The organism is Limisphaera ngatamarikiensis, assembly GCF_011044775.1.
Lineage (GTDB): Bacteria > Verrucomicrobiota > Verrucomicrobiia > Limisphaerales > Limisphaeraceae > Limisphaera > Limisphaera ngatamarikiensis.
Genome location: NZ_JAAKYA010000023.1, coordinates 24752 through 49508, shown reverse-complemented (window position 1 = coordinate 49508; position 24757 = coordinate 24752). Strand labels below are relative to the sequence as shown.

At 64.2% G+C, this 24757-nt stretch carries 20 protein-coding genes; 6 read left to right on the top strand and 14 right to left on the bottom strand.

Going from position 1 to position 24757, the window contains the following annotated elements; all coding sequences use genetic code 11:
- Positions 1 to 3 precede the first annotated feature (3 nt).
- Positions 4 to 540: a dTDP-4-dehydrorhamnose 3,5-epimerase gene (gene rfbC, locus G4L39_RS04015; RefSeq protein WP_165106114.1), complete on the top strand. Its 537-nt coding sequence runs from the start codon at positions 4 to 6 to the stop codon at positions 538 to 540.
- The gene (locus G4L39_RS04010) at positions 537 to 1448 is read left to right on the top strand and encodes an NAD-dependent epimerase/dehydratase family protein (protein ID WP_165106113.1); all 912 of its coding nucleotides are present in this window, start codon (positions 537 to 539) and stop codon (positions 1446 to 1448) included. The genes rfbC and G4L39_RS04010 overlap by 4 nt, the downstream gene beginning before the upstream one ends.
- Before the next feature lie 16 nt (positions 1449 to 1464).
- Here the strand turns inward: G4L39_RS04010 and G4L39_RS04005 are convergent, their stop codons facing one another.
- The 3 genes from G4L39_RS04005 to G4L39_RS03995 all read right to left on the bottom strand — a co-directional run bounded on the left by G4L39_RS04005 (position 1465) and on the right by G4L39_RS03995 (position 4168).
- Positions 1465 to 2262 carry a methyltransferase domain-containing protein gene (locus G4L39_RS04005; RefSeq protein WP_165106111.1) on the bottom strand — a complete coding sequence of 266 codons (798 nt, stop codon included), beginning with the start codon at positions 2260 to 2262 and terminating at the stop codon, positions 1465 to 1467.
- A complete protein-coding gene (gene argC / locus G4L39_RS04000; RefSeq protein ID WP_165106110.1) occupies positions 2259 to 3329 on the bottom strand; it encodes an N-acetyl-gamma-glutamyl-phosphate reductase in 1071 nt (356 codons plus the stop codon). Before argC ends, G4L39_RS04005 begins: the two co-directional genes overlap by 4 nt.
- Positions 3330 to 3436: 107 nt before the next feature.
- Positions 3437 to 4168, bottom strand: a complete 732-nt coding sequence (locus G4L39_RS03995) for a tetratricopeptide repeat protein (RefSeq protein WP_165106109.1) — start codon at positions 4166 to 4168, stop codon at positions 3437 to 3439.
- A gap of 479 nt (positions 4169 to 4647) precedes the next feature.
- Between G4L39_RS03995 and G4L39_RS03990 the strand changes: the two genes are divergently transcribed.
- Entirely contained in the window at positions 4648 to 5865 is a 1218-nt protein-coding gene (locus tag G4L39_RS03990) for a type II secretion system F family protein (protein WP_165106107.1), read from the top strand.
- Positions 5866 to 5996: 131 nt separating this feature from the next.
- Here the strand turns inward: G4L39_RS03990 and G4L39_RS03985 are convergent, their stop codons facing one another.
- A complete protein-coding gene (locus G4L39_RS03985; protein ID WP_165106106.1) occupies positions 5997 to 7352 on the bottom strand; it encodes a glutamate--tRNA ligase in 1356 nt (451 codons plus the stop codon).
- Between the two features lie 157 nt (positions 7353 to 7509).
- Here G4L39_RS03985 and G4L39_RS03980 point away from each other — a divergent pair, with 157 nt between their 5' ends.
- Positions 7510 to 8349 carry a type II secretion system protein gene (locus tag G4L39_RS03980; protein WP_165106105.1) on the top strand — a complete coding sequence of 280 codons (840 nt, stop codon included), beginning with the start codon at positions 7510 to 7512 and terminating at the stop codon, positions 8347 to 8349.
- A gap of 312 nt (positions 8350 to 8661) precedes the next feature.
- Here G4L39_RS03980 and tatC read toward each other — a convergent pair whose 3' ends face one another.
- The 8 genes from tatC to gap all read right to left on the bottom strand — a co-directional run bounded on the left by tatC (position 8662) and on the right by gap (position 15402).
- Positions 8662 to 9666: a twin-arginine translocase subunit TatC gene (tatC, locus tag G4L39_RS03975; RefSeq protein WP_165106103.1), complete on the bottom strand. Its 1005-nt coding sequence runs from the start codon at positions 9664 to 9666 to the stop codon at positions 8662 to 8664.
- 37 nt (positions 9667 to 9703) lie between these two features.
- Positions 9704 to 9973: a Sec-independent protein translocase subunit TatA/TatB gene (locus tag G4L39_RS03970; RefSeq protein ID WP_425485731.1), complete on the bottom strand. Its 270-nt coding sequence runs from the start codon at positions 9971 to 9973 to the stop codon at positions 9704 to 9706.
- A 242-nt stretch (positions 9974 to 10215) separates the two neighbouring features.
- Entirely contained in the window at positions 10216 to 10815 is a 600-nt protein-coding gene (gene pal, locus G4L39_RS03965; RefSeq protein ID WP_165106101.1) for a peptidoglycan-associated lipoprotein Pal, read from the bottom strand.
- A 31-nt stretch (positions 10816 to 10846) separates the two neighbouring features.
- Positions 10847 to 12037: an LpqB family beta-propeller domain-containing protein gene (locus tag G4L39_RS03960; RefSeq protein WP_165106100.1), complete on the bottom strand. Its 1191-nt coding sequence runs from the start codon at positions 12035 to 12037 to the stop codon at positions 10847 to 10849.
- On the bottom strand, positions 12034 to 12906 hold the full coding sequence (tolA, locus tag G4L39_RS03955; RefSeq protein WP_165106098.1) for a cell envelope integrity protein TolA: 873 nt from the start codon (positions 12904 to 12906) through the stop codon (positions 12034 to 12036). Before tolA ends, G4L39_RS03960 begins: the two co-directional genes overlap by 4 nt.
- The gene (locus G4L39_RS03950; protein WP_165106096.1) at positions 12903 to 13319 is read right to left on the bottom strand and encodes an ExbD/TolR family protein; all 417 of its coding nucleotides are present in this window, start codon (positions 13317 to 13319) and stop codon (positions 12903 to 12905) included. The genes tolA and G4L39_RS03950 overlap by 4 nt, the downstream gene beginning before the upstream one ends.
- A gap of 15 nt (positions 13320 to 13334) precedes the next feature.
- Positions 13335 to 14069, bottom strand: coding sequence for a MotA/TolQ/ExbB proton channel family protein (locus G4L39_RS03945; protein ID WP_165106095.1), 735 nt, complete (start codon positions 14067 to 14069; stop codon positions 13335 to 13337).
- 283 nt (positions 14070 to 14352) lie between these two features.
- Positions 14353 to 15402: a type I glyceraldehyde-3-phosphate dehydrogenase gene (gene gap / locus G4L39_RS03940; protein WP_165106093.1), complete on the bottom strand. Its 1050-nt coding sequence runs from the start codon at positions 15400 to 15402 to the stop codon at positions 14353 to 14355.
- A gap of 397 nt (positions 15403 to 15799) precedes the next feature.
- On the opposite strand from gap, the gene G4L39_RS03935 reads away from it, so the two are divergent.
- A complete protein-coding gene (locus G4L39_RS03935; protein WP_165106092.1) occupies positions 15800 to 16807 on the top strand; it encodes an aspartate-semialdehyde dehydrogenase in 1008 nt (335 codons plus the stop codon).
- Between the two features lie 47 nt (positions 16808 to 16854).
- Here the strand turns inward: G4L39_RS03935 and G4L39_RS03930 are convergent, their stop codons facing one another.
- Together G4L39_RS03930 and G4L39_RS03925 are read right to left on the bottom strand one after the other, a co-directional pair.
- Positions 16855 to 17937 carry an SDR family oxidoreductase gene (locus tag G4L39_RS03930; RefSeq protein WP_165106085.1) on the bottom strand — a complete coding sequence of 361 codons (1083 nt, stop codon included), beginning with the start codon at positions 17935 to 17937 and terminating at the stop codon, positions 16855 to 16857.
- Positions 17938 to 18046: 109 nt separating this feature from the next.
- Entirely contained in the window at positions 18047 to 21313 is a 3267-nt protein-coding gene (locus tag G4L39_RS03925) for a LamG-like jellyroll fold domain-containing protein (protein ID WP_165106083.1), read from the bottom strand.
- Positions 21314 to 22052: 739 nt separating this feature from the next.
- On the opposite strand from G4L39_RS03925, the gene cas3g reads away from it, so the two are divergent.
- Complete coding sequence (gene cas3g, locus G4L39_RS03920; RefSeq protein ID WP_165106081.1) at positions 22053 to 24755, top strand: type I-G CRISPR-associated helicase/endonuclease Cas3g; 2703 nt, start codon at positions 22053 to 22055, stop codon at positions 24753 to 24755.
- The last annotated feature ends 2 nt before the right edge of the window (positions 24756 to 24757 follow it).

Here is a 24757-nt window from a genome sequence, read left to right as displayed (position 1 = left end):
CCTATGAAGTTCACACCCGCTCGCCTGCCCGGCGTCTGGATCATCGACCTCGAACTGCGCGAGGACGAACGCGGGTTCCTCGCCCGCACCTTCTGCGAACGCGAATTCCAACAACACGGACTCAACACCCGCTGGCCCCAGTGCAACCTCACCCTCACCCGGCGCCGCGGCACCATCCGCGGACTCCACTACCAGGCCGACCCCAAACCCGAAATCAAACTCATCCGATGCGCCGTCGGCGCCATCTGGGACGTCCTGGTGGACCTGCGCCGCAACTCCCCCACCTTCGGCCAATGGGAAGCCTTCGAACTGACCGGACAAAACCGGCGCATGCTCTACGTCCCCGGCGGCATCGCCCACGGTTTCCAGTGCCTCCAGGATAACTCCGAGGTCTTCTACCACATGTCCGAATTCTACCACCCTGAACTGGCCCGGGGCGTGCGCTGGAACGATCCCCAGCTCGCCATCCCCTGGCCGCTGCCCAACCCCATCCTCTCCGAACGCGACCGCCAACTGCCCCTGCTGGCCGAACTCCCATGAAGCTCCTCATCACCGGTGCCGCCGGCTTCATCGGGTCCGCCTGCGTACGAGCCGCCCTGGCCAGAGGCCACCTCGTCGCCGGACTCAAACGACCCGGCCGACCCCTCCCAACCGACCTCCCACCCTCCGACCGTCTGCAGTGGCTCGAAGGCACCCTGGCCGAACCCCCATGGCCCGCCCTGGAACAATTCGCGCCCGAGGCCTGCCTCCACGCAGCATGGATCGCCACCCCCGGCGTCTACCTCCACTCGCCCGAAAACGAGCGCCTGCTCCACGACAGCCTCACCTTCCTCCACGGCCTGGCCCGCCGCGGCATCAAACAAATCGTCGGCGTCGGTACCTGCATCGAATACCAAATCACCGGCCAGCCCCTGCACGAACTCCACACCCCCGTCACCCCCACCACGCCCTACGCCCGCGCCAAAGACCAACTCCGTCGCAACCTGGAAACCCTCGCCGCCCAACACGGTTGCACCTTCGCCTGGGGCCGCATCTTTTACCCGTACGGGCCCGGCGAACATCCCGCCCGCCTCTGTTCCTCCCTCCTCCTCCAGCTCCGCGCCGGCCGGACCGTCACCATCAAAAGCCCCCACGCAATCAAGGATTACATCTTCATCGAAGACCTCGCCCGGGCCGTCCTCCTCACCCTCGAACGCAAAGTCACCGGCCCCATCAACTGGGGCTCCGGCACCGGCGTCACCGTGGGCGAAATTGCCCGAACCGCCGCCGATTGCGTCGGCCGACCCGACCTCATCCTGTTTCAGGATCCCCCTGCGCCCGACCCCTTTCATCCCGTGGTGGCCGATATCACACAACTCCGATCCCTGGGCTGGCAGCCCACCACCAGCCTGAGGGAAGGGCTGCAACGACTCCTGGCCTCCCTGGCCAACACACCCGGCACGGGCTGAGCCCGCGTCATCCCGCTCAAATCCGGACCGCCTCCAGTTCCAGCCGCCGCATCGCCACCCACACCGAACCATCAGGGCCCGCCGGGCACTGCTCCAGGTAGCTCGTCACCACCGCACCCACGAAAGCATCCCGAAGCTCCTCCGGCACCCGCTGCGTGTAGGGCAGCCAGGTCGTCCGAATCCATCCCGCAAATGCCGCCACATCCCGGAATCGTTCGCCCCGCTCCACCGCCGCCACGCGCCGCACTCCAAAACCGGCCTCCGCCAACCACCGCTCATATTGCGCCTCCTCATAAAACGCCCACTCCCGGGGCAGGGACGCAAACCACGCCCGCCAGGTCCGAGCCCGCACCGTACGGAACAACGCCCGAACCACCGCCTCCGCATTCCCACGCGCGTTCCCAAACACCCACAAACCACCCCCCGCCCGCAAACAACACGCCGCCGCCCGGAAAAAACCGGCCTGGTCCCGAATCCAATGCAACGTGGCATTGGAAAACACCACGTCGAATTCCCCCAATCCCCCGATTTCCCCGGCCGGGCACACCTCAAACCGCAATCGGGACTGACGCCCCCGGGAGTGCACCGCACGCGCATACGCCACCATCTCGGGCGAACTGTCCACGCCCACCACCAGGCCGCGCGGCACGCGGTCGGCCAACATCGCTGTCAACCGACCATCCCCACAACCCACGTCCAGCACCCGCTCGTCCCCGCGCAAGGGCAACCGGGCCACCAACTCCCGACCCCACCCCTCCTGCACCGCCGAGTGGGCCGCATAATCCAACGGATCCCACCGCACCCGCCCGTTCACATCAGCCCGGTTGTCTCGGCAAACCCGCACACCAGGTTCATGCACTGCACCGCCTGGCCGCTGGCCCCCTTCAGCAAATTGTCCTCCGCACTCACCACCACCACATGCCCCGTCCGCGGATCCAGTCGCCAGCCAATCTCGCACACGTTGGTCCCCACCACGTTCTTTGTGTCCGGCAGACCCTTGTCGTCCAGCACCCGCACAAACGGTTCATCCCCATAGGCCGCCCGATAACAGGCCTCGATCCGCCCCGTCAGCGCAAACACCTCGCCCGCCGTACCCAGCCCCGCCGTGGGCCGGGCCACCACCGTCGTCAGAATCCCCCGCCGCACGGGCACCAAATGCGGCGTAAACCGTATCACCACCCGCCGACCCGCCGCCAACGACAGTTCCTGCTCAATCTCCGACAAATGCCGATGCTTCGGCACGCCGTACGCCCGCAAACTCTCGGCACACTCGCAAAACAAATACTCCAACTCAGCCTTCCGCCCCGCCCCGCTCACCCCGCTGAGCGAGTTCACCACAATCCCATCCGACTCGATCAACCCCGCCCGCAACAACGGCACCAACGGCAACAGAATGCTCGTCGGATAACACCCCGGTGCAGCCACCAACCGCGCACCCCGAAGCCGCTCGCGATACAGCTCCGGCAGCCCGTACACCGCCTGCGACAACAACTCCGGCGCCGGATGCGCATGCCCGTAAAACTCCTCGTACACCGCCGCATCCCGCAGCCGAAAATCTGTACTCAGGTCGATCACCACCCGACCCGACTCCAACAACGGCCGCGCAAACTCCGCCGCCACCCCGTGCGGCAGCGCCAAAAACACCACATCCGCCAACTCCGCCAGCCGCCGTGCGTCCGGCTCCTCAAACCGCAGCTCCCGCGCACGCCCCCAATGCCCAAATCGCGGAAACACCTGCCCCACCGTCCGCCCCGCATACTGCCGGGACGTCACGGCCACCAACTCCACCCCGGGATGCCCCAACAACAGCCGTACCAGCTCCTCGCCGGAATACCCCGAGGCACCCACCACCGCCACTCGCACCTTCTTCAGTTCCGACATGCCCCACAGCAAAGCAGGCTCCAACCCCGAGTTCAACACCGCGCCAGCTCCCAACCACCCGGATCCAATCCGTCACGTCCTCACCCACCCCACAACTCGACCGGAACTCAGGCCCTGGATTCTTCCTCCCCTTGTGACCCCGACGACCAAAGCTCCCTGACCCGCGGATCATCCAGATCCGGAACAGCCTCCACCCGCGCATAGTACAACCCCAGATTGTGCTGCGCCGTCTTGTCACCCTGACGCGCGGCCTTTAGAAACCATCGCACCGCCTCATCCGTGTTCTGCGGCACCCCCCGCCCCAACTCGTAACACAAACCCAAATTGCACTGCGCCGGCGCACAGTCCTGCTCCGCGGCAAACCGATACCACTTCACCGCCTGCCGGTAATCCTGCGCCACCACCCGGCCCTGCTCGTAAAACACCCCCACGTTAAACTGCGCCTGCGGTTCGCCCCGCTCCGCCGCCGCCAAATACCACTTGAACGCCTCCTCATCACTCTGCGGCACCCCAAAACCCGTCTCGTAACACACCCCGAGATTGAACTGTGCAGCCGGATCCCCCTGCTCCGCCGCCGCCCGAAACCACCGCGCCGCCTCCTCCGGATTCACCTCCACACCCTGCCCCGTCTGATAACAGTACCCTAGATAACACTGCGCCGTCGCGTTCCCCTGCTCCGCCGCAAGCCGGAACCACTTCACCGCCTGCTTATGGTCCACAGGCACATGGTGCCCGGTGTGAAAACAAATGCCATAATCACACTGCGCCTCCGGATCCCCGGCTTCCGCAGCCGCTCTCAATTGCTCAAACGACAACCAGGTTCTGACTCGCTTCGGCATGGCGCCCCGTTCCAAGCCCGTCCGTTACCCTCAACCCCTCCCCTCGCCGGCCCGCACCCGTGCGAGCCCGATCCAACCTTAGAAAGACCCGCCACGATTGCAAGCCCCACGCAACCACCCAACCACCCCGTCCACCCAACGGTTGTCCATTCTCTGGACGCCCCCACCTCCAAACCGCCCATGCACCGGACACGATCCCAACCGTCCCCAGCCCGGCCCGCTGGAGCAACCCGCCCAACCCCCAAGCCCGGCCACAACCCACCGTCACCCCAAATCAGCCCGGCAAGGCCGCCCAACCCCGACCCACATCGACACTGCACCCCCACTACCTCCCTTCCAGACCGATGCCCTCTGCGGAGGTTGGAACGCGCCCTGCTACGCACCCACACCAGAAGCGACGTGTCAGCCGGGTCCGGATCGGATCCGACGGGAAACCGGGTCCGATCCGGCCACTGATTCAACAACCGTCCGAAGCAACCATGCCGGCGTACGTGTACGTGGCCCGGGACAGCGTCACCGGGCGTGAAGTTCGCAGTGTCGTGGAGGCGGCCTCCGAACAGGCCGCCATCGCCGCCCTGCTCAATCGCAACCTCCTGGTCCTTTCCATCCAGGAACGAGTCGGCAAAAAAGGCCGCACCTCGGGCGGCAAAGTTTCCCTTCAGGACCTGGTGCTCTTCACCCGTCAGCTGGCCACCATGATCGACGCGGGCCTGGCCATGGTCCAGTCCCTCCAGGCTCTCGCCGAGCAAACCACCAACAAGGTCATGCGCGACGTCATCCGCGACGTCTGCGCCCGCGTCGAAAGCGGCGACAGCTTCTCCGAAGCCCTCCAAAAACACCCCAAGGTCTTCAGCCGCCTCTACGTCAGCATGGTCGCCGCCGGTGAAAAGGGCGGCCTTCTGGCCGAAATCCTCGCCCGCCTCGCCACCTACCTCGAAAACACCGCGCGCCTTCGCAAAAAAGTCAAATCCGCCATGATGTACCCCACCGTGGTCACCATCGTGGCCATCCTCATCACCATCTTCCTCCTGGTCAAAGTCGTGCCCGTCTTCGGCGAGATCTACAGCAGCTTCGACGCAAAACTGCCCGGCCCCACCCAGTTCATGATCGACCTCAGCCAGTTCGTCAAACGCTACATCCTCCTACTGCTGGTGGGGGGCGTGGCCGCCGCCTACAGCTGGCTCTACTTCATCAGAACACCCGTCGGCCGCAAACTCTGGGATTCCTACCGCATCCGCATGCCCGTCTTCGGCACCCTGGCCCACAAAATCTGCCTGGCCCGGTTCGCCCGCACCATGGCCTCCCTCGTCCGCAGCGGCGTGCCCATCCTCGAAGTCCTCCAGATCGTCTCCCAAACCGTGGGCAATGTGGTCATGGAAACCGCCATCAAGGCCGCCGCCGTGGACATCGAACGCGGCGAGGGCATCTCCACCGCCCTCGGGAAACACCCCGTCTTCCCCGTCATGATCATCCGCATGATCACCGCCGGCGAACAAACCGGTAAAATCGACAACATGCTCGAGCGCGTCGCCAACTTCCTGGACGACGAGGTGGAAACCGCCCTCTCCGGCCTCACCTCCCTGATCGAGCCCATCCTCATCGTCGTCCTGGGCATCATCATCGGCGGCATGGTCATCTGCATGTTCCTGCCGATCTTCAAGATGTCGGAGATCGTCAGCGGCGCCACTCGCCGATAACGCCGCTGCAACCAACCCCACCCTGTCCCGCCCGCATCGGGTCATGACCCATGAGCCCGACCCGGGAAACCTCACCCGCCAGCGCGCCAGCCGGTCGCCGCCGGCAACCCCGCACCGGGCGGCCCCTCCACTCAACCCGCCCACTCCGGCCGCGCCAACGCGCGGTCCAACCGGGCCAGCACACGATCCCGCCCCAGCACCTCCATCAAATGATACAAACTTGGGCCGGCCGTCCGCCCCGTGCAGGCAAGCCGAACCGGATGAACCAACACCGCCGGTTTCACCCCCAGCTCCGCCGCCACCGATTTCAACGTCGCCTCCAACGTCGCCGCATCAAAGGACGACACCTGCGCCAGCGCCTCCCGCAACCGCCGCACCCGGGCCGCATTCTCCGGCACAAAATGCCGCGCCACCCCCTCCGGGTCATAATCGAATTCCTCCCGGAAATAAAACCCGCCATACTCCGGAAGCTCGCAAAACCGCTTGATCTTCCCATAACACGTGTCCAGCGCCGCCTTCACATACCCCACCGGATACCGCCCCGTGTCCAAACCCGCCTTCTGCAGCGCCTGCACCCCCAGCTCGTAAAACCGCTCCACCGGCAACTCCCGCATGTACTCACCCTGCAACCACAGCAACTTCTCCGGATCGAACCGCGCATTGTGCCGCAACACCTGCCCCAAATCGAACCGCTCCACCAACTCATCCAAACTCAGCTTCTCCCGATTGTCCTTCGGCGACCACCCCAGCAACGCCAGATAGTTCACCAGCGCCTCCGGCAGGTAGCCCTCCTCCCGATAAAAATGCACCGCCGCGCCCCGGTCCCGCTTGCTCATCTTCGAACCGTCCGGATTCAAAATCAGAGGAATGTGGGCGTAATACGGCGGCTTCACTCCAAACGCCTCAAACAACGCAATATGCTTGGCCGTGTTGCTCAGATGATCCTCACCCCGAATCACATGCGTAATGCCCATCTCCAGGTCGTCCACCACGTTCGTCAGGTGAAACACCGGCTGGCCATCCGAACGCAAAATCACAAAATCCGGATCCTCCGCCTCCCGGTCCGTCAGCCGCCGTACCACCTCCCCCACGATCAAATCCTGAATCACCACCGGATCCCGCCGCATCCGAAACTTCACCGCCCCCTCCTGCTCGTAGGCCAGCCCGCGCGACAACAACGCCTCCACCCGACGCAGGTACAGCTCCCGACGCTGACTCTGAAAATACGGGCCCCGATCCCCCTTGTACGGACCCGTCGCCTCCCCCGTCAGCGGCCCCTCATCCCAGTGCAGCCCCAACCAACGCAAACTGTCCAGGATCACCTCCACCGCCTCCTGCGAGTTGCGCGCAGCGTCCGTGTCCTCAATCCTCAACACAAACGTCCCCCCATAATGCCGCGCAAACAACCAGTTGAACAACGCCGTGCGCGCACCACCAATGTGCAAATAACCCGTCGGACTGGGTGCAAATCGTACCCGCACTTTCATCGCTCCGATTTAATCAGGTCCATGCCCCCGCGCACAGCGCGAATTTGCCCCTCCACACCCCCTCCAACCCATGCAAACCCGAAGAATCCGCATTGACGACCCCGCCCAACGGACTAATGTTGCCTTGGCGACCCCCCACAAGGGTCGCGCGCGTATCATGCAGGCAGGCAAAACCATCACAGACGGGTCACCCCCCGGCGCCAGGGGCTTCACCCTGCTGGAGCTCATGCTGGTGGTGGGGATCCTCGCCGTGTTGACCGGCCTGCTCCTCCCCGCCCTCGTACGCGCCCGGCAACAAACCCAGGGTATCCGTTGCATGAACAACAGCCGCCAACTGGCCCTGGCCTGGCAAATGTACGCCGACGACCACAACGGCTTCCTCGTCCCCAATCAGCACGGATCCGCAGCACTCCACGCCGCCGACCCCAACAACTGGGTCAGCGGCTGGATGGACTGGACCAGCAACCCCGACAACACCAACACCCTCTATCTCACCGACGCACGATTTTCACTCCTGGCCCCCTACACCCTCCAATCCGCCCGACTCTACAAATGCCCGGCCGACCACTACCGCAGCCGCCAAAACCCCGGTCCCCGCGTCCGCAGCATCTCCATGAACGCCGCACTCGGCCCCGGCAACAAAACCAATTTCGCCAACTGGAACCCGCCCTTCTTCTTCGCCTTCAGACTCTCCGACGTCCAAAACCCGCCACCCGCATGGACCTGGCTGTTCGTGGATGAACACCCCGACAGCATCAACGACGGTTGCTTCTTCCTCAACCCGTGGCAGGCCGGGGCCGGAGCCGCCTGGCGCGACCTCCCCGCCAGTTACCACCGCGGTGCAGCCGGACTCGCCTTCGCCGACGGCCACGCCGAAATCAAAAAATGGACCGACCCACGCACCGCTGTCCCCGTCCGCATGGCCGATTTCCCGGGTCTCCAAGCCCCACACAGCCCCGACTACGCCTGGATGGCTCAACGTACCCCGCGACGTTAGCCCGCCCCCCACATCCCCACCTCCCTGAAACCCGCACTTCCTGACCACGGTCAACAACCAACCCTTGACCGCAACACCCTGGGGCCCGGACCAAATCCAACCCAACAACCACACCGCCCTGTACCCCCTACCCCCTACACAGACGCAAACCGGAGAGCTCCTCCGACCGCACACCACTCCCGCCCCATCCCCGAACACAAATCCTCCCCAAGAACCAACCCGTACGACCCCGGTGAGCCCCCTCGCTCCGACCCGGCGCCAAAACCGGACCGTTCCAACCTCCCCCGGAAACTCAAGTCCCCTGCCCGCGCCTCACACCTCTCCCGCCGCCGCCAACCGACGTTCCTTCCGCCACCACAGCCACGCAATGAACGTGCTGACCTCGTACAACAAGTGCACCGGCAACGCCATCAACAACATCGTGAACGGATCGCCCGACGGGGTCAGAACCGCGCACAATACCAGCTCCACCACCACCCAGTACGAGCGGAAATCCCTCAGCTTCTCATAATCCAGCAGCCCCACCTTGACCAGCGCCAGCAACACAATCGGCAGCTCAAAACTCACCCCCATCACCAGCATGAACAACGCCACAAACGTCACGTAATCCTCCGCACGCCATTCATCCGCCCGAAACCCCAACCAAGTGGAAAACTGCACCGTGGCACCCAGGGCCACCTCCAGCATCACAAAATAACAAAACGCCATCCCCAGCAAAAACAGCACCGCCCCCAACCCCAACGCCCGCAACACAAACCGCTTCTCATGCACCTTGAGCGCCGGCAACACAAACTCCCCGATGAAGTACAACATGAACGGCAACGAAATCACCAGCCCCCCGTACAACGCCAGCTTGATCGCCACCATGAAGGCGCTGATCGGGCTGTAATTCTTCAGCAGAACCAGCGTGTCGGGTTCGGGCGCCTGCGGCCGTTCTTCGGGACGCAAGGACAACACCCACCGCCCCTCCACCAGCTCCGGCACCACCTGCAACGCATGCACATTCGTGCCCAAACCCTTCAACCAGGAGCCGGCCGACGAACGGTCCAACCGCGCCACCACATTGGTCCCCCACTCAATCACCACCGTCCCGGAAGCTGACGGTGCATGAAAACGCGTGGCCACCTTCAGCGGGTACACCAGAAACCGCACCAGCTGGTTGCCCGCCACCAAACAAATCAGCATCCCGACGGCATACGAGGCGAACACCTTGATCAGGGTCCACCTCAGGTCCTCGAGATGCTCCAGAAAGGGTTTAACCGGACCTCCCTCGCTCTCCTCTTCGTCCAGCCAAATCTCCTCCGTATCCGCGGCCATCGACGATGGTCCGTTCCGGGGTCAAGACGCGCTCAACTTACGCAGTGGGAGGAGTGGACGAGGGCGAACCGGTACCTTGGGAAGTGGAGACCGTTTGATTCGCCGGAGGGCTCACCGGCCGGGGAGGAGGAGGAGGCTCCTCGATCACCCGTTCCAGCTCGCTCTGCACCTCCTGAGTGGCCTTTTTGAACTCCTGAATTCCCTTGCCCAGGCCCCGGGCCAACTCGGGCAACTTCTTCGCTCCAAACAGCAGGAGCAAGATCGCCAGAATGCAAACCACCTCGCCCCATCCCAGGAACGCCAACATCATCCCGTTGCTCATGACACCTCTCTATACCTTTCTGCTGTGCGACCCGACCCTCTGCTGTCCGCTCCGGATTGACCTCACTGAGTGTTCCCGGAGCCGTGGAACCGTCCCGGTATCTCGTCCGATCCGCCCACAGCCCCGAAACCCAAGCCACCCTAGTCTAGACCAGGAACCAACCCGCGTAAAGCCCTCCTCACAACCCTCCACCGCCCATGCCTGCGACACCGGGACCAGGTCCGACATCACCGCGGCGGCGTCAAAAGCACAAACTCGGCCCGGCGGTTCTTCCGCCATGCCTCTTCATTGTGTCCCGGGTCCACCGGCCGGTCCTCACCGTAACTGATGGTCACAATCCGTACCGGCTCAATCCCGACGGCCAGCAAAACCTCCCGCACCGCCAGCGCACGGCGCTCGCCCAGCGCACGATTGTATTCCTCCGTGCCCCGTTCATCACAGTGACCTTCGACGATCACCGCATGATTCGGATTGGCCTTCAAATGCGCCGCCACCACGTCAATCTTCGGTCGCTCCGAATTCTTGATCACCGAGCTGTCAAAGTCGAAGTACACCGTTTGCGCCTTGAACGTCTCCCGGTCCTGCGGCCATCCGTCGTAGTTGCCCCGCGGCGGCAACGGGGTGCCAATCGGACTGGGAGGCTCCGTTCCCGTCACTCCCGGCCCCACCGGCCCGCCAATAATCCCGCCCGGTGGCGGTTCGCTCGGCCCCACCCGCGCCGGGGCCGGCAACGGCGTGATTCCCTGGGGACTCCGTCGGCAGCCCGTCACCGTCCCCACCAACACCACCGCCAACACGATCACCACCCAAAAACGTGCCTTTTTCATGGTCGTCGACTCCGTCCCAAAAACCCGAATCCTACCGCGCCCAGCTCGGTTGCGAACTGTTCCCCGCAACCCGCGCGACATCCTTGACCTGCCTCGTGGCCACGTCAAGCAAAGACAGGACCTTCCGCCCCCCCTGCCGACGCGTGAAAATCAGCGTTCGCGAATTGGGCGCCCAGCTCGGATCCTCCCCGCCCACCAAAACCGTGGCCGCCCCGCCCTCCGCCGGCACCACGCAAATCTCAAAACCACCCATCTGCGCCGTAAAGGCAATCCATTTGCCGTCCGGCGACCAGTCCGGCTCCGACGGATTCGACACCCCGGCCGTCGCAATCCGCTGCACCGACCCCCCCTCGGCGGGAATCCGCGCCAAAATCCGCCGCCCGTTCTGGCGCGTCGCAAAACAAATCCAACGCCCGTCCGGCGACCACGTCGGCGAAGACTTGTCCTCCCGACTGAACGTCAACCGCTTCAACCCGCTCCCGTCCGCCCGCGCCGTGTACAACTCCGTCGCCCCGTCCTTGCTGAGGATCATCGCCATCCGTTGCCCGTCGGGAGAAATCGCCACACTGGTGTTCAACCCCGGATGCCCCGACACCACCTCCCGCCGTCCGGTCGTCAAATCGTGCCGCAAAATGTCCGGGTTCCCGCTCTTGTAGCTCGTATAGTACAATACCAACCGGCCCGGCGCCCAGCACGGCGCCGCCACCAGCGACCGATCCTGCGTCACCGCCCGCGCACCGTACCCGTCATAATCACTCACGTAAATCTCACTCGTCCCGTCCGACTCCACCTTGAACGCAATCCTCGTCTGCGCAATCCCGGGCCGGCCCGTCACCGCCAACACCACGTCATCCGCCATCGCATGCGCCTGATAACGCAACGTACCCCCGCTGTACACCCGCGCCCACAACGTCACCCGCGACTGCCGGTCCACCAACGCCCCCTCCAAACCCCCACCCGTGCGCCCCCCCTTCAACTCAAACTCCGCAGACTCGGGCCCCACGATCTGAAAACCCGCCACCTCCAGGTCAAACCGCAACACCGCCGCCGCCTCCCCCTCAAACCCGTTCAACACAATCGGAATCGGCCGCGCGGTCCCCGGCTGCCACAACACCTCCTTGCGGATCTGAATCTCCTGCGGCCGCGCCGTCCAGACCCACAAGCCCCACAATCCCAACCCCAGGACCCACCAGCCCATCCTGCCAAAGATGCCTCGTTTCATCCCGTCAATCGCTTCGCTCTCAGGTTGAAGATGATCGTAAAGGTCCGCCGGTCCTCCGTTGCACCGGCCGGAAATTCCCGCCCAATCGACCGCACCCGGTCCAGCGTCCTCTGCACCGACGCATCCACCGCCGGATGTCCCGAGCCCCGTACAATCCGGGCCGACACCACCGTGCCGTCCCGCGCAATCGTCACCGATGCCGTCACCGTCGCATCCTCCACATCCAGGTCCGGCGGCACCAACCACGCCCGCGTGTACACCGACTTCACATACTGCGCATAATTCGCATATGCCTCACCACCCGGACCCGGTACGTTCACCTCCGTGCTCGAACCGGCCAACTCCTGCAGCCGACTCAACGCCTGACGCAACGCCTCCTGCCGCGCCCGCACCTCGGCCGCATTCTCCCGGGCCGAATCATCCGCGGACCCGCCACCCCGTTCCCGCGGCTGCACCGGCCGGGTCACCACACGCGTGCTCACCTCCGGCAACCGACGCGCAGGCGCGGCCCGGGGCTCGCGCTGCACCTCCGGCTCGGGACGCGGCTCGGCCACACGCCGGGGCTCGGGCTCCGGACGCCGCTCGGCCACCCGATCGGGCGGCGCCGGCCGCGGCTCGAGCCGGGGCGGCTCCTGTCGGGCCGGCGGTGAAGGAGGGGCCGTCCGGGCCGGCGGCGGCTGAACCTGCGGTTGCCCACCTCGAAAATCCGGCTCATCCACCAACCGCAACGGCACAAACTCAATCAACGGCAGGTCCGGCAACGACCGGTCCGGAGCACGAAACGCCGGGCCCACCACCAGCACCGCAACCAACAACCCGTGCAGTGCCAGCGACACCATCAAACCCCGGCGTTGCCATCGGTCCATCATCGCCGCACCGCCTCCGTCCGCAACGAAAACCGCGTAATCCCGTGCCGCAAACAGCGGTCCAACAACGCCGCCACATGCTTGTACGGACCATTCTCGTCCGCCCGGATGTACACCACCAGATTCGGATTGACGCGGAAATCCTGCGCCAGTTGGGCCTCCACCTGATCCAGCCGCAGCGGACGCCGATCCAGAATATAAACCCCCTGGGCCGTGATCTCCACGGTCCGCACCAGCCGCGGATCCAGCGGCGTATCCGGCAGCCCCCCCTGCGGCAATTTCAACGGCAGGCTCTGCTCCAGCAACGGCGTGGTGATCACAAAAATGATCAACAACACAAAAGCCAGATCCAGCAGCGGCGTGATGTTGATCTCGCTCAGGGTCACCAGGTGCGTGCGTTGGCTGAATCGGCGCATGTTCCGAACCCCCTCTCAATCCTCCGCCATATACTCCGTCTCCATGCGGGACACCAGTTCCTGCGCAAAATTGTCCAACTCCACCGTCAGCACCCGCAAATGATGCACCAGCCAGTTGTACCCGAACATGGAGGGAATCGCCACCAACAAACCCGCCACCGTCGTGCTCAGCGCGGCCGACACCCCCGGCGCCATGGCCGTCAGCGTCGCCACCCCTTGCTGCGCCACCCCAGCAAACGTGCTCATCACCCCCCAAACCGTCCCCAACAACCCCAGAAACGGCGCGCCACTCACCGCAATCGCCAGCAAAATCAGTCCCGACTCCAGCTTCAAAGCCTCCTGCGCCACCGCATTCTCCAGCACCCGCTTCACATGCTCCATCCCCTTGAGCGAAAGGTGCCGCCGCCGACCCTCCCCGTCCGACCCGCGCAACCGCGCATCCAGCTCGGCACACCCGGCCTGATACACCACAAACAACGGACAACCCTCCGCCTGCACCCGCCGGTCAAAAAGGTCCAGGACCCGCTTCTGCGACCGAAACGCCTCCATGAAATACTGGTTCAGCTTCCGCGCCCGCCGCATCTGCAGCGCCTTCGAGATCATGACCGACCAGGCCATGATCGAAAACAACAGCAGACAGACAATGATGACCTTGGCCTCAGGCCGGGTCTGATTCCAAACGTAAACAAGCTCCCACTCGGTCGGCACGGGCCGTGCCACCGCAGCGGCAAAAAAAAGGGGCAGATTCATGTCCACACGTCTCGTTAACCGCTCCCAGTCGAGAGGAACCGATGCGCCGGGCGGAACGTGACGCGGATTCGGACCTTCCCGAACCCTTCAGCCGCGCGCATTCATACCCTGCACCGACCCCCGACGCAATCCGTTTCCGACATCCCCTTCACCGCACCCCCGCTCAAGCCGCCCGCACCCGGTCCCTCCCAATTCCGCCCGGCCCGCAAAAACAACGCCGGCGGTTCCCCTCCGGGAAAACCGCCGGCGCCCAACCCGTGACCGGGTCGCCTTCCCCACCCGCTCAAAGGCCCTTGTCAATCATCAGCTTGAGCAGGTCGGCCACCCGGCAGCTGTAACCCCACTCATTGTCGTACCAGCTCACCAGCTTGAAGAACCGCTTGTTCAGCTCAATGCCCGAGCCCTCGTCAAAAATCGACGACAACGGGCAGTGAATGAAGTCCGTGCTCACCACCTCCTCGTCGGTGTAACCCAGAATCCCCTTCAGATACGTTTCGCTGGCCTTCTTCATGGCCGCGCAAATCTCGGCATAGCTGGTCTCCTTCACCGTCCGCACCGTCAGGTCCACCACCGACACGGTCGGAACCGGCACACGGAACGCCATGCCCGTCAGTTTGCCCTTCACCTCGGGCAGAACCAGACCCACGGCCTTCGCCGCACCCGTGGTGGAAGGAATCAGGTTGATCGCCGCCGTCCGACCGCCCTTCCAGTCCTTGCGACTCGGTCCGTCCACCACCTTCTGCGTCGCCGTGTACGCATGCACCGTGGTCATCAGGCCCTCCTCCACGCCGAATCCCTCCTTCAACAGCACGTACACCAGCGGGGCCAGACAGTTGGTCGTGCACGACGCATTCGACACAATGTGGTGCCGGGCCGGATCGTACTGGTCATGGTTCACCCCCATCACCACCGTCAGACAGTCACCCTTGGCCGGCGCCGTAATGATCACCTTCTTCGCCCCGGCCGCCAGGTGCCCCTTGGCCTTCTCCACGTCCGTAAACAACCCGGTCGCCTCAATCACCACCTCCACCCCAAGGTCCTTCCAGGGCAGTTGCGACGGTTCCTTGGCGCTCACCACCTTCATCCGGTGGCCGTTCACGATCAGGATGTCGTCGTCCGGACGATCCGGCGTCGATTTCTCCGAGGCGATCGTCCCCTGAAACCGACCCTGCGTCGAATCGTACTTGAGCAGATAACCGAGGTTGTCCGCGGGTACAATATCACCCACGGCCACCACCTCGATGTCCCGTCCCACCATCCCCTGTTCCACCAGGGCCCGATACACCAAACGGCCGATCCGGCCGAACCCGTTGATTGCAACTTTGACTGCCATAGAATCCGTTGTTCCTTTCCTTTTTGCGAACCCGCAAATTTAAGCAAAAATCATAACGGATCCCACCCCGGGGTCAACCTGCATTTCTCCACCTCCACCCCAGCCGGACACCTCCCGCCTGTTCGCAGCCTCGGACCCGCCGGGAATTTTGCGCCCCGACCCCGCCCGCCCTCCAAACCAGTGGCGTCAATGGCTTGCACACCCGAACTTAGAGATCACCATTGGGACGGTTCCGAAAGGATGGGTGCAGACCCGCCAAAGAGGCCGCGGCCTGCCCAGAAAAACGGCCGGGCGCCAAACACCGGGACGCACCCCTCCGTCCCCGGCGCCCACCACACGCCCAACCGGGCTCATTGACACACCGGCACCATGGCGTAACATGCCCATTCAAGCGACTATGAACCGTCAACCACACGTGGCTGTCGTCGGTGCCACCGGCGCCGTCGGCATCGAAATGATCCGGACGCTGGAACGGAGACAATTCCCGCTCAGCCGGCTGACCCTCCTGGCGTCAGCCCGCTCCGCCGGCAAAACCATCCGGTTCCGCAACGAGGAAATCCCCGTCCAGGAACTCAAAGCCGATTCCTTCCGGGGCGTCGACCTCGCCCTCTTCAGCGCCGGCAGCTCCGTCTCCAAACAGTTCGCACCCGAAGCCGTCAAGGCCGGCTGCGTGGTGGTCGACAATTCCAGCGCCTTCCGCATGGATGACACCGTCCCGCTCGTCGTCCCCGAAATCAACGGCGACGACGTCCGTTGGCATCGCGGCATCATCGCCAACCCCAACTGCACCACCGCCATCACCCTCATGGCGCTCTACCCGCTTCACAGGGCCTTCGGTTGCCGCCGCATCTTCGCCTCCAGTTACCAGGCCGTCTCCGGCACCGGCGCCCGGGCCATCGCCGAACTGGAACGACAGGTGCGCCAGATCGTCCACGGCGAGCCCGTCACCCGCGAGGTCTACCCCCACCAGATCGCCTTCAACGTCCTCCCCCACGTGGACAGCTTCCTCCCCAACGGGTACACCCGCGAAGAAATGAAACTCGAAAACGAGGGCCGCAAAATCATGCACCACCCCGGCTTCCGGGCCAGTGTCACGTGCGTGCGCGTGCCCGTCTACCGGGCCCATTCCGTGGCCGTCAGCGCCGAGTTCGAAAAACCGGTCTCCGTGGAGGCCGCCCTCGACGTCCTGCGCCAGGCCCCCGGCCTCGACGTCATTGATGACCCGGCCCGCTGCGAGTACCCCATGCCCCTCTACCAGGCCGGCAAGGACAACTGCGCCGTCGGGCGCATCCGCAAGGATTGCGCCCTCGACAATGGCCTCTGCTTCTGGGTCTGCGGCGACCAGCTCCTGAAGGGCGCCGCACTCAACGCCGTCCAGATCGCCGAACTCCTGCTGGCCACCTGAACCGGGAAGATCCGGTCGGTCGCATCATCTATCAAAGCACCGCCCGCTCAGGCCGTTGCCCGTGGGCGAGCTACGGCCCCGCCGTTCCCACCACACCCCTGACCGGCCGGGCGCGCGGCAAACCACGCCCACGTCAGTTCCAACCCCTCCTCCAGCCGGTACCGTGGCTCGTAACCCAACCATTCGTGAGCCTTGCGGATGTCCGCCAACGAATGCCGCACATCCCCCGGCCGGAAATCCTCGTACACCGGCCGGCCCGGCTCCACCTCCGGCCGCCAACGTTTCAACCCCGCCACCAGAATCCGATACAACGCATTCAATGACGTCCGCTCCCCCACCGCGATGTTGTAAACCTGATGCACCGCACCCGCCCGCTCCACCGTCGCCGCCAGCAGATTCGCCTGCACCACATTCCCCACATAACAAAAGTCCCGTGTCGTCTCCCCATCCCCGTACACCGTCACCGACCCCCCGCGCCACAGCGCCTCCATCCAGCGCGGGATCACCGCCGCATACGGGCCCTCCGGATCCTGCCGCGGTCCGAATACGTTGAAATACCTCAACCCGATGCATTCCAGCCCGTAAACCCGCCCCCAGGTGTCCGCATAAATCTCGTCCACCCGCTTCGTTGCCGCGTAGGGCGACAACGGCCGGCCGATCCGATCCTCCTGCTTCGGCAGATGGGGGTCATCCCCATAAACCGAGCTGCTCGACGCATACACAAACCGCCGCACCCCCGCCCGCCGCGCCGCCTCCATCAGCTCCAGTGTCCCCGTCACATTCGCCCGATGACTCGCCCGGGGCTCGGCAATCGAGCGCGGCACACTCCCCAGTGCCGCATGGTGCAGTACATATTCCACCCCCTCGCACACCGCCGCACACACCCCCGGATCCGACACGTCCCCCTCCACCACCCGACACCTCGCCCACTGCTCCGGCGTCACCTGCGCGCGCACCGCCTCCAGGTTCTCCCACTTTCCCGTGCTGAAATTGTCCAGCGCCACCACCCATTGATCCAACAGCAGCAACTGCTCCAACAAATGCGAACCAATGAAACCGGCAGCGCCGGTCACCAGCCACCGTGCCGGTCGCGCCCGAAGCCTCGCCAGGGTTTCCTCGTACGCACTCATCGAATGACCCGATCCCATTGCACCGCACGCACACACGCCGGCGGGAAGCTGCCCCAAATCCGCCACCCGGAAAAGCCTTTTTAACCTCTCACAACCCGGCACCTCACTGTCACCGGACTGCACTCACAGGGTCGCCCGGCGGGTCCACCAGCTCCAGTGCCCCGGCGTCACGCCGCAAACCCTTCGGACTTCGCCCGGCAAAATCCCGCAGAAACGGGCCGTCAAACTCCCAGGCATACAGCTCCTCCACACACGTGTCCGCATCCCGCAACGTGCCCAGCGCCACCCGCAGGAAATCCATCACACCCTCCAGCCACCTCCCGCCCGGCGTTCCCCCCACATAAAAATCCCCCTCGTTGGCCAGCGACATCGAATCGTCCGGCCCCGCCGCCTCACCAGCCACCCTGCCATCCAGATACAACGTCAGCCGCCGGCGTTCCCTGTCCGCCTCCGCCAGTACATGATGCCAACGCCCGTCGTTCACCCGCGTCTCACTCTCCACCCGAAAGCCCGCACCCTCCGGTCCCACTTCAAATCTCAACCGGCCCTCCTCCGTCACCCCCAGGCTGTACCCCGTGCCCCGCCGTTTCTCCACCAGGACCGATCCCCCATGACCCGCCTCCACCCGCACCACCAGCTCCACCAAAAAACCCGAGCGATACACCTGCAGATTCCTCAAAGCCTCCCCCTCCACCACATGCGGCTCCGGCTGCGCGTTCTCGTGCCGGCTCCGCTTCAAATCCGTAAACCGAAACGGCCGCATCATCTCCGCATGGGTCACCACCGCGTACTGCCGCCGATCAGCACGAAACCGCAGCGCGCCCCGCACCCAGTCCTCCAGCAGCCCCACCTCAAAATCCTCCGGCCGCCCATTCACCACCCGCAACGGATACGTGGGCCGATCCCCGTACGTGTCCCGCGACACATGATAGTCCGTCAGATACCAATGCTCATCCGGGATCAGCGCCTGATCATCCCCGGCCGGATAAAAGTGCCATTCACCGACCACCGCCGCCAACGCCCAGGGAACAAACACACGAGCCCCACCGTCCACCGCGGGGGACCCTGCCACCGGCCGGAAGTCGCCGCGCTCCGGATCCCTCAGCAACGGAACCGGACTCACCACCCCCAGATCGTAAGTCAGACTCCGATGCTCCCGCAACGCCCGCTGAAAATCCTCAAACCGCGACAGCCACCGGCCCGACGGTTCCAACACCCCCATCTGGGCAAAGTCATAAAACACATTCCGACTGAACGCATTCAGCTCCAGCGCATATCGCTCCCCCGTCGGCCGTGCCTGCGCCGCCTCGCCCTCCGCACGGGTCCGCGCCGGGTCCGCATGCCGGAACACATACCCGCCAATCCCCTGCCACAGATTCGCCACATACTTGTTCCGCCCGGCCCGGGGCTCCTGCCGCCGTGAGCCCATGTGGAAATTGTACACCGTGTTGTGGAAAAACGTGTTTTGATAGCTGATGATCTCCTGAAACGCCGCGCAGTTCACCACGGCCCCCTTCGGATCCCTGCCCCGACCCCACGCAATGTTGTTGAAGTGATAGTTCTTGAACGCACCGTCCAGATAGTACGCATGACCAAACCCGGCGTCGGTGCCCGTGGAACGGTTCCAATGCCGGTACCCCAGCGGATTGTAAGAAAGGTTGTTGAACACATAGGCCGGTCCCCCCTGCCACGTCTCAATCCCGCCAAAGTCATTACAGTTCAACAGGGACTCCCACACCTTGTTCTGATGAATCAGGATGCGTGTGAATGGCACATCCCCCCACACACCGCTCCGCTTGCCGCCCAGCACGTCAATCCCCTGCGCGTAGGACCGCTCAAGGATGTTCCCGGCTATCTCCACCGTGCGCGCCCCCGCCACTTCAATGCCAATCCCGTTGCTGTATCGGGAGGGCCGGCGTGCCGTCTCGAAGGAGCGGTTGCGGTAAATCCGTACATCCCCCAGCCGCCCTCGCAGGTCCGCATAACCCCAGGCGCCACCGTCACACACGGAAAAAATCCCGTGATCCGTGTAGCAAACCTCGTTGTCCTCGATCCGTACCCCGTCGACCCTCTGCCCCGGCTCCACCGCACGAATCCGAACCGGCATCACCACATGCTCAAACCGGCAATGGGCAATCCGAATGTCCCGACCTTCACCCCACACAAAGATGCAGCCGGGATGCTGCTCCGGCCGCAACGACCAGGGTTGCGTCCGAAAATCCCAGGGGGGCGCCGTCAAGTCCCAGTCCGGCGTCGTAAATCGGAAGGTCAGGCCGGTTACATGCACATGTTCCACCCGCCGCCCTTCCACCAGGTTGCTCCACCGACCCACCTCCACCCGTTCCACCCTCGGATCTCCGTCGTTCGGCAGCCGAAGATACAACCGCCCGCCACGCCCGCGCCGTTCAAACCAAAACTCACCTTCGGGATCGTCCAGATAATGCGGCTTGTCCTCCAGATAGTACCGCATGCCGCGCATGATCACCCCGTTCGTCCCGCCCCCGGTCCAACCCGCAAACCCCAAACCGTGCCGCTGCAGATCCACCACCTCCACCGGCGTGGGATAGGGAGCACTCATCACCCAGCCAAACTCGGTCCACACCAGGGCACCCCGAAAGTAGTCCTCGGGCCTGTCCCGGATGTGTCGCGTGTCAATCCCCAGATGCAAAATCTGTCCGCGCCCATTCGTCACCACATTGCCAAACGGACGGCCGGGATTGTCCCACTCCCACCATTCGCTTTTCACATCGTCCGGGTTCGACACCTTCCAATTCGGCGTCCGCGCCAGCGGGATCCGCCGCACACCCCCGGTCGCGTCGACCAGCCAGACCGACCGTGGCAGGAAATCCAGGTCTGTCCACCATACCTTTTCCGGCTCGGGAATGTCCGGATGTGTGGCGCCACGCACCCACCGGCTCACCCGCTCCGAACCGCATATCACCGCCTCCCCGCTGCCCCATTCCGGATCCGCGGTCAGCCGAATCGGTTCATCCGGCCGGCCCGCATCCCGCACCAACAACCGCCCCCGATACACCGAGCCCCGCTTGAACACGTACGTATGCACGCCCCGCTCCGCCGCCGCCCGACCCGCCGCGTTCGGATCCCACGGATGATGCTTCCAGGGACGCTCCGGACTGTCCCCTTCGTTCCCGTCATCGCCCCCCTCGAAATCAATGTACCGGACGGACGAACCCCGCTCGAACACGAACGGTCGCGGGCGCCACCGCAAATCCCCGCGGGGATCCACCTCGGCATAACTATCCTGCCAGCTCCAGCGTGCCTCCGCAGCCCCACCCCAATCCGCCACTCCCCCAACCACCCACACCATCAGCCCCACACCCAGCCACGTCACCCCGTCACTCCGATGCGCTCTCATCAAAAGCATCCTATCCCACCGCCGCACCTCCTCACAACCCTTCATCTTCGCGGCAATTTCAATCGGCAAACCCGGAGCCCGTGACCTTCCCACCGCCACGCCTTCACCCGCTCGACCGGCACCCGCCATCTCGGTTCTCGCCCCAAGCCCACGGTTCCACAGAAGCATATCCGGTCGTTTACCCGTTTGCCTCCTGATCCTTCGTGCAGGCCACGGAATCCTCCACCCAATCTCCGCCGGCAAACAACCCTCCAGGGCAACTGCCACGGCGCCCGGGTGCTCGCGGTACCGCACAGCCCGGGTCTCCTCCCGAGGCTCTCATGGGCTCACCTGCGCACGACATGGGCTTCAGCACGTCCCGACCGGCAAGGCAGAGCAGGTCGGGTGGCGCACAAACCCATCTCTCCCAACTGATGCAGCCTCCATTACACATGGCATGCCGCCACCTCGGGCCGTGCCCATCCCACGCACGCATTCCTTCACCCCGCGAACGTCACCTTCCCCATTTCCCACGCCCCACCAAATCCCCAAGAGCGCAGCAGTCCGCACCGCCTGACCCCGCGGGTCACATTTATGGACACCCTGTCCCACAACAGGACACCAAGCCCATCAGCGCACCAAGCCCGCCCGCCGCACCGAACCGCACAGACATGCCGCCCACCCTCATCAACCACCAGGGGCCATGAACTTTCTCTTGCTTGCGGCGTCTCACTCGCGGTACTCTCTTCTCTGAACTGAAATGACACCGGTCAGATTCGACACATTCTTCCGCCTCGCCACAGGTTCTCACACTCCCTACCCCTACCAGTGCCGTCTCGCGTGCGGCCCTGATGCCGACCCCGCCAATCCCTCATCACTCCAAACCGGAACCGTCTGCCAATCACAACTGATCCACATCCCCACCGGCTTGGGAAAAACCGCTGCCGTCGTGCTTGCCTGGTTATGGAACCGCCTCTACACCCTGCCACACCCACCATCACCCAATGGGAGTTCAAAGCCGCAGCCCAATCATGTTGCCCACAAGCCCTGGCCCCGACGCCTTGTTTACTGCCTCCCGATGCGAACACTCGTCGAGCAAACGGCTGAAAACATCCAACGCTGGCTCGCAAATCTTTGGGAAAAGCGCGACGCATTGGCATTGTCAGATTCGGCGCTTGCCGAGTTGCACTGGATGGCCGGCGACCGCAGCCCGGATCATCCAGCCCATTCCCCGCTGATACTCATGGGCGGTCAGCAATTGGAGTCGCACCTCCGAGACTGGGATTTGTACCCCGAAAAACCCTGCATCGTAATCGGCACCCAGGACATGCTCCTCAGCCGGGCCCTGAACCGCGGTTATGGCATGAGCCGCTACCGATGGCCCATCCACTTCGCCCTGCTAAACAACGACTGCCTGTGGGTCGTGGATGAAACCCAGTTGATGGGCGTAGGCCTGGAGACCACGGCCCAGCTGGATGCGTTCCGCCAATTTCTTGGGAACGGCCGGCCCGGGACCGTGGGCCCCGCGGCCACTTGGTGGCTGAGCGCGACCCTGGACGCAGACCGGCTGAACACCGTGGATCACACCCCGCCAAACGGCGGCTGGCCCAACCTTATACTGGATGACAGGGATCTGGCACTCGAGAGCGTCAGGGCCCGCGTTCACGCACCCAAAAAGCTCGTCCGCGCGGAGATCGACCTGTCCGACAGCACCCTGCCCAACTACGCAAACCTCGTCGCCGACCTCGTCCTGGAACGCCACGTCCAGGGCTCTCTGACGTTGGTGATCCTGAATCGGGTCAACAGGGCCCAGGAGGTCTATTCCCGCCTCAAGGCCATGGCCCCACACGCCGACCTTGCGCTCGTGCATTCCCGCTTTCGACCACCGGATCGCCGAAAGCACGAAGAGGTCCTCAAGCAGCCGGGCAGCCGCATCGTTATCGCCACGCAGGCTGTCGAAGCCGGGATCGATATTTCCGCCCAAACCCTCATTACCGAGCTGGCACCGTGGTCTTCCATGGTCCAGCGCTTCGGCCGTTGCAATCGCTACGGCGAATTCGGCTCCGGCGAAGCCAGCATCATTTGGATCGACATCGCCCCAAGGTCGGAGAACTCCGACCTCTGCCAACCCTACACCTGCGCTGAGCTGCACGATGCCCGCGAGCGCCTCAAGAACCTCCAAGATGCCAGCCCCATTCACCTGCAGCGCATTGACCCCCCCGTTACATCGGACATCCGACCTGTCCTGCGTCGCAAGGATATCCTCGAACTTTTCGACACCACGCCGGATCTCGCCGGCCACGACCTCGATATCTCCAGATTCATACGCGACCACGAGGGCACGGATGTCCAGGTCTTCTGGCGTGCCCTTAACGGGCAAGAACCCTCGCAAAACCAGCCCGAGCCGGCCCCTGGCGAACTGTGCCAGGTCTCCCTCGCGAGCTTTCAAGCGTTTCTCCGTTCCCTGACGAAACGCTCCGGTACGCACCAGCTCTGGCCCGTCTGGATCTGGAACCCGTTGGCCGAGCAGTGGGAAGAAGCTCGTGTTCCGCAACATCCCAGGCCCGGCGCCACTTACCTCGTCAATGTTGACGCCGGCGGTTATTCCTCAGAACTCGGATGGTTCGGCACCGCCGACCATGCACCTCACATCCCGCTTATCACGCCATCCGACAACCTCTCCACCCAATGTGCCGACCTCGGTCAGGGCTATAGCGGCGATCCCTCAAGTCTACGCGGCGTCTGGGTCACCCTTACGGAACACACCCGACACGTTTGCACAGAAACACACAATCTTGTCAGTAGCCTGGCTCCAGAGCTCACCCAGCTGGACCTCCGGGAACCGCCTGCAAACATCCTGGTTACAGCCGCTCGCTGGCATGATCTGGGCAAAGCCCACGAAGTTTTCCAACACATGCTCCGCGGCGACGATTCATCCCGCGCACAGCAGCTCTGGGCAAAAGCAAAGGCCCCTGCCCGCCCGGCCTCCCGCCGCTATTTCCGCCACGAACTCGCTTCCGCCCTTGCGTGGCTCCTAACCCAACCAGAGTCGCACCCCGAGCGCGATTTGGTCGCCTACCTCATCGCGTCGCACCACGGTAAGGTTCGCCTCTCCCTGCGCTCGATGCCCGGGGAAGAACCACCTCCCGACCGGCCTGACGCCCGCATTGCGCGGGGCATCGTTGAGGGTGACCTCCTGCCACCGGAGGCGTTCGCCGCCATTGAGGTCACCCCACCCGCCGAACCCCTGCGGCTCACGCTGGACCTCATGGAAATGGGGAGAAACTCCTCCGGACACCCCTCTTGGCTGGAACGCATGCTGGCCCTGCGGGACCGCCTGGGCCCCTTTCGACTCGCCTGGCTGGAGACGCTGCTGCGCGCCGCCGACGCACGCGCCTCCGCTGCCGAGAGCCGCCAAAACGCCAACACCCAAACGTCGAACACATCCAACCCGCAAATTTAGAC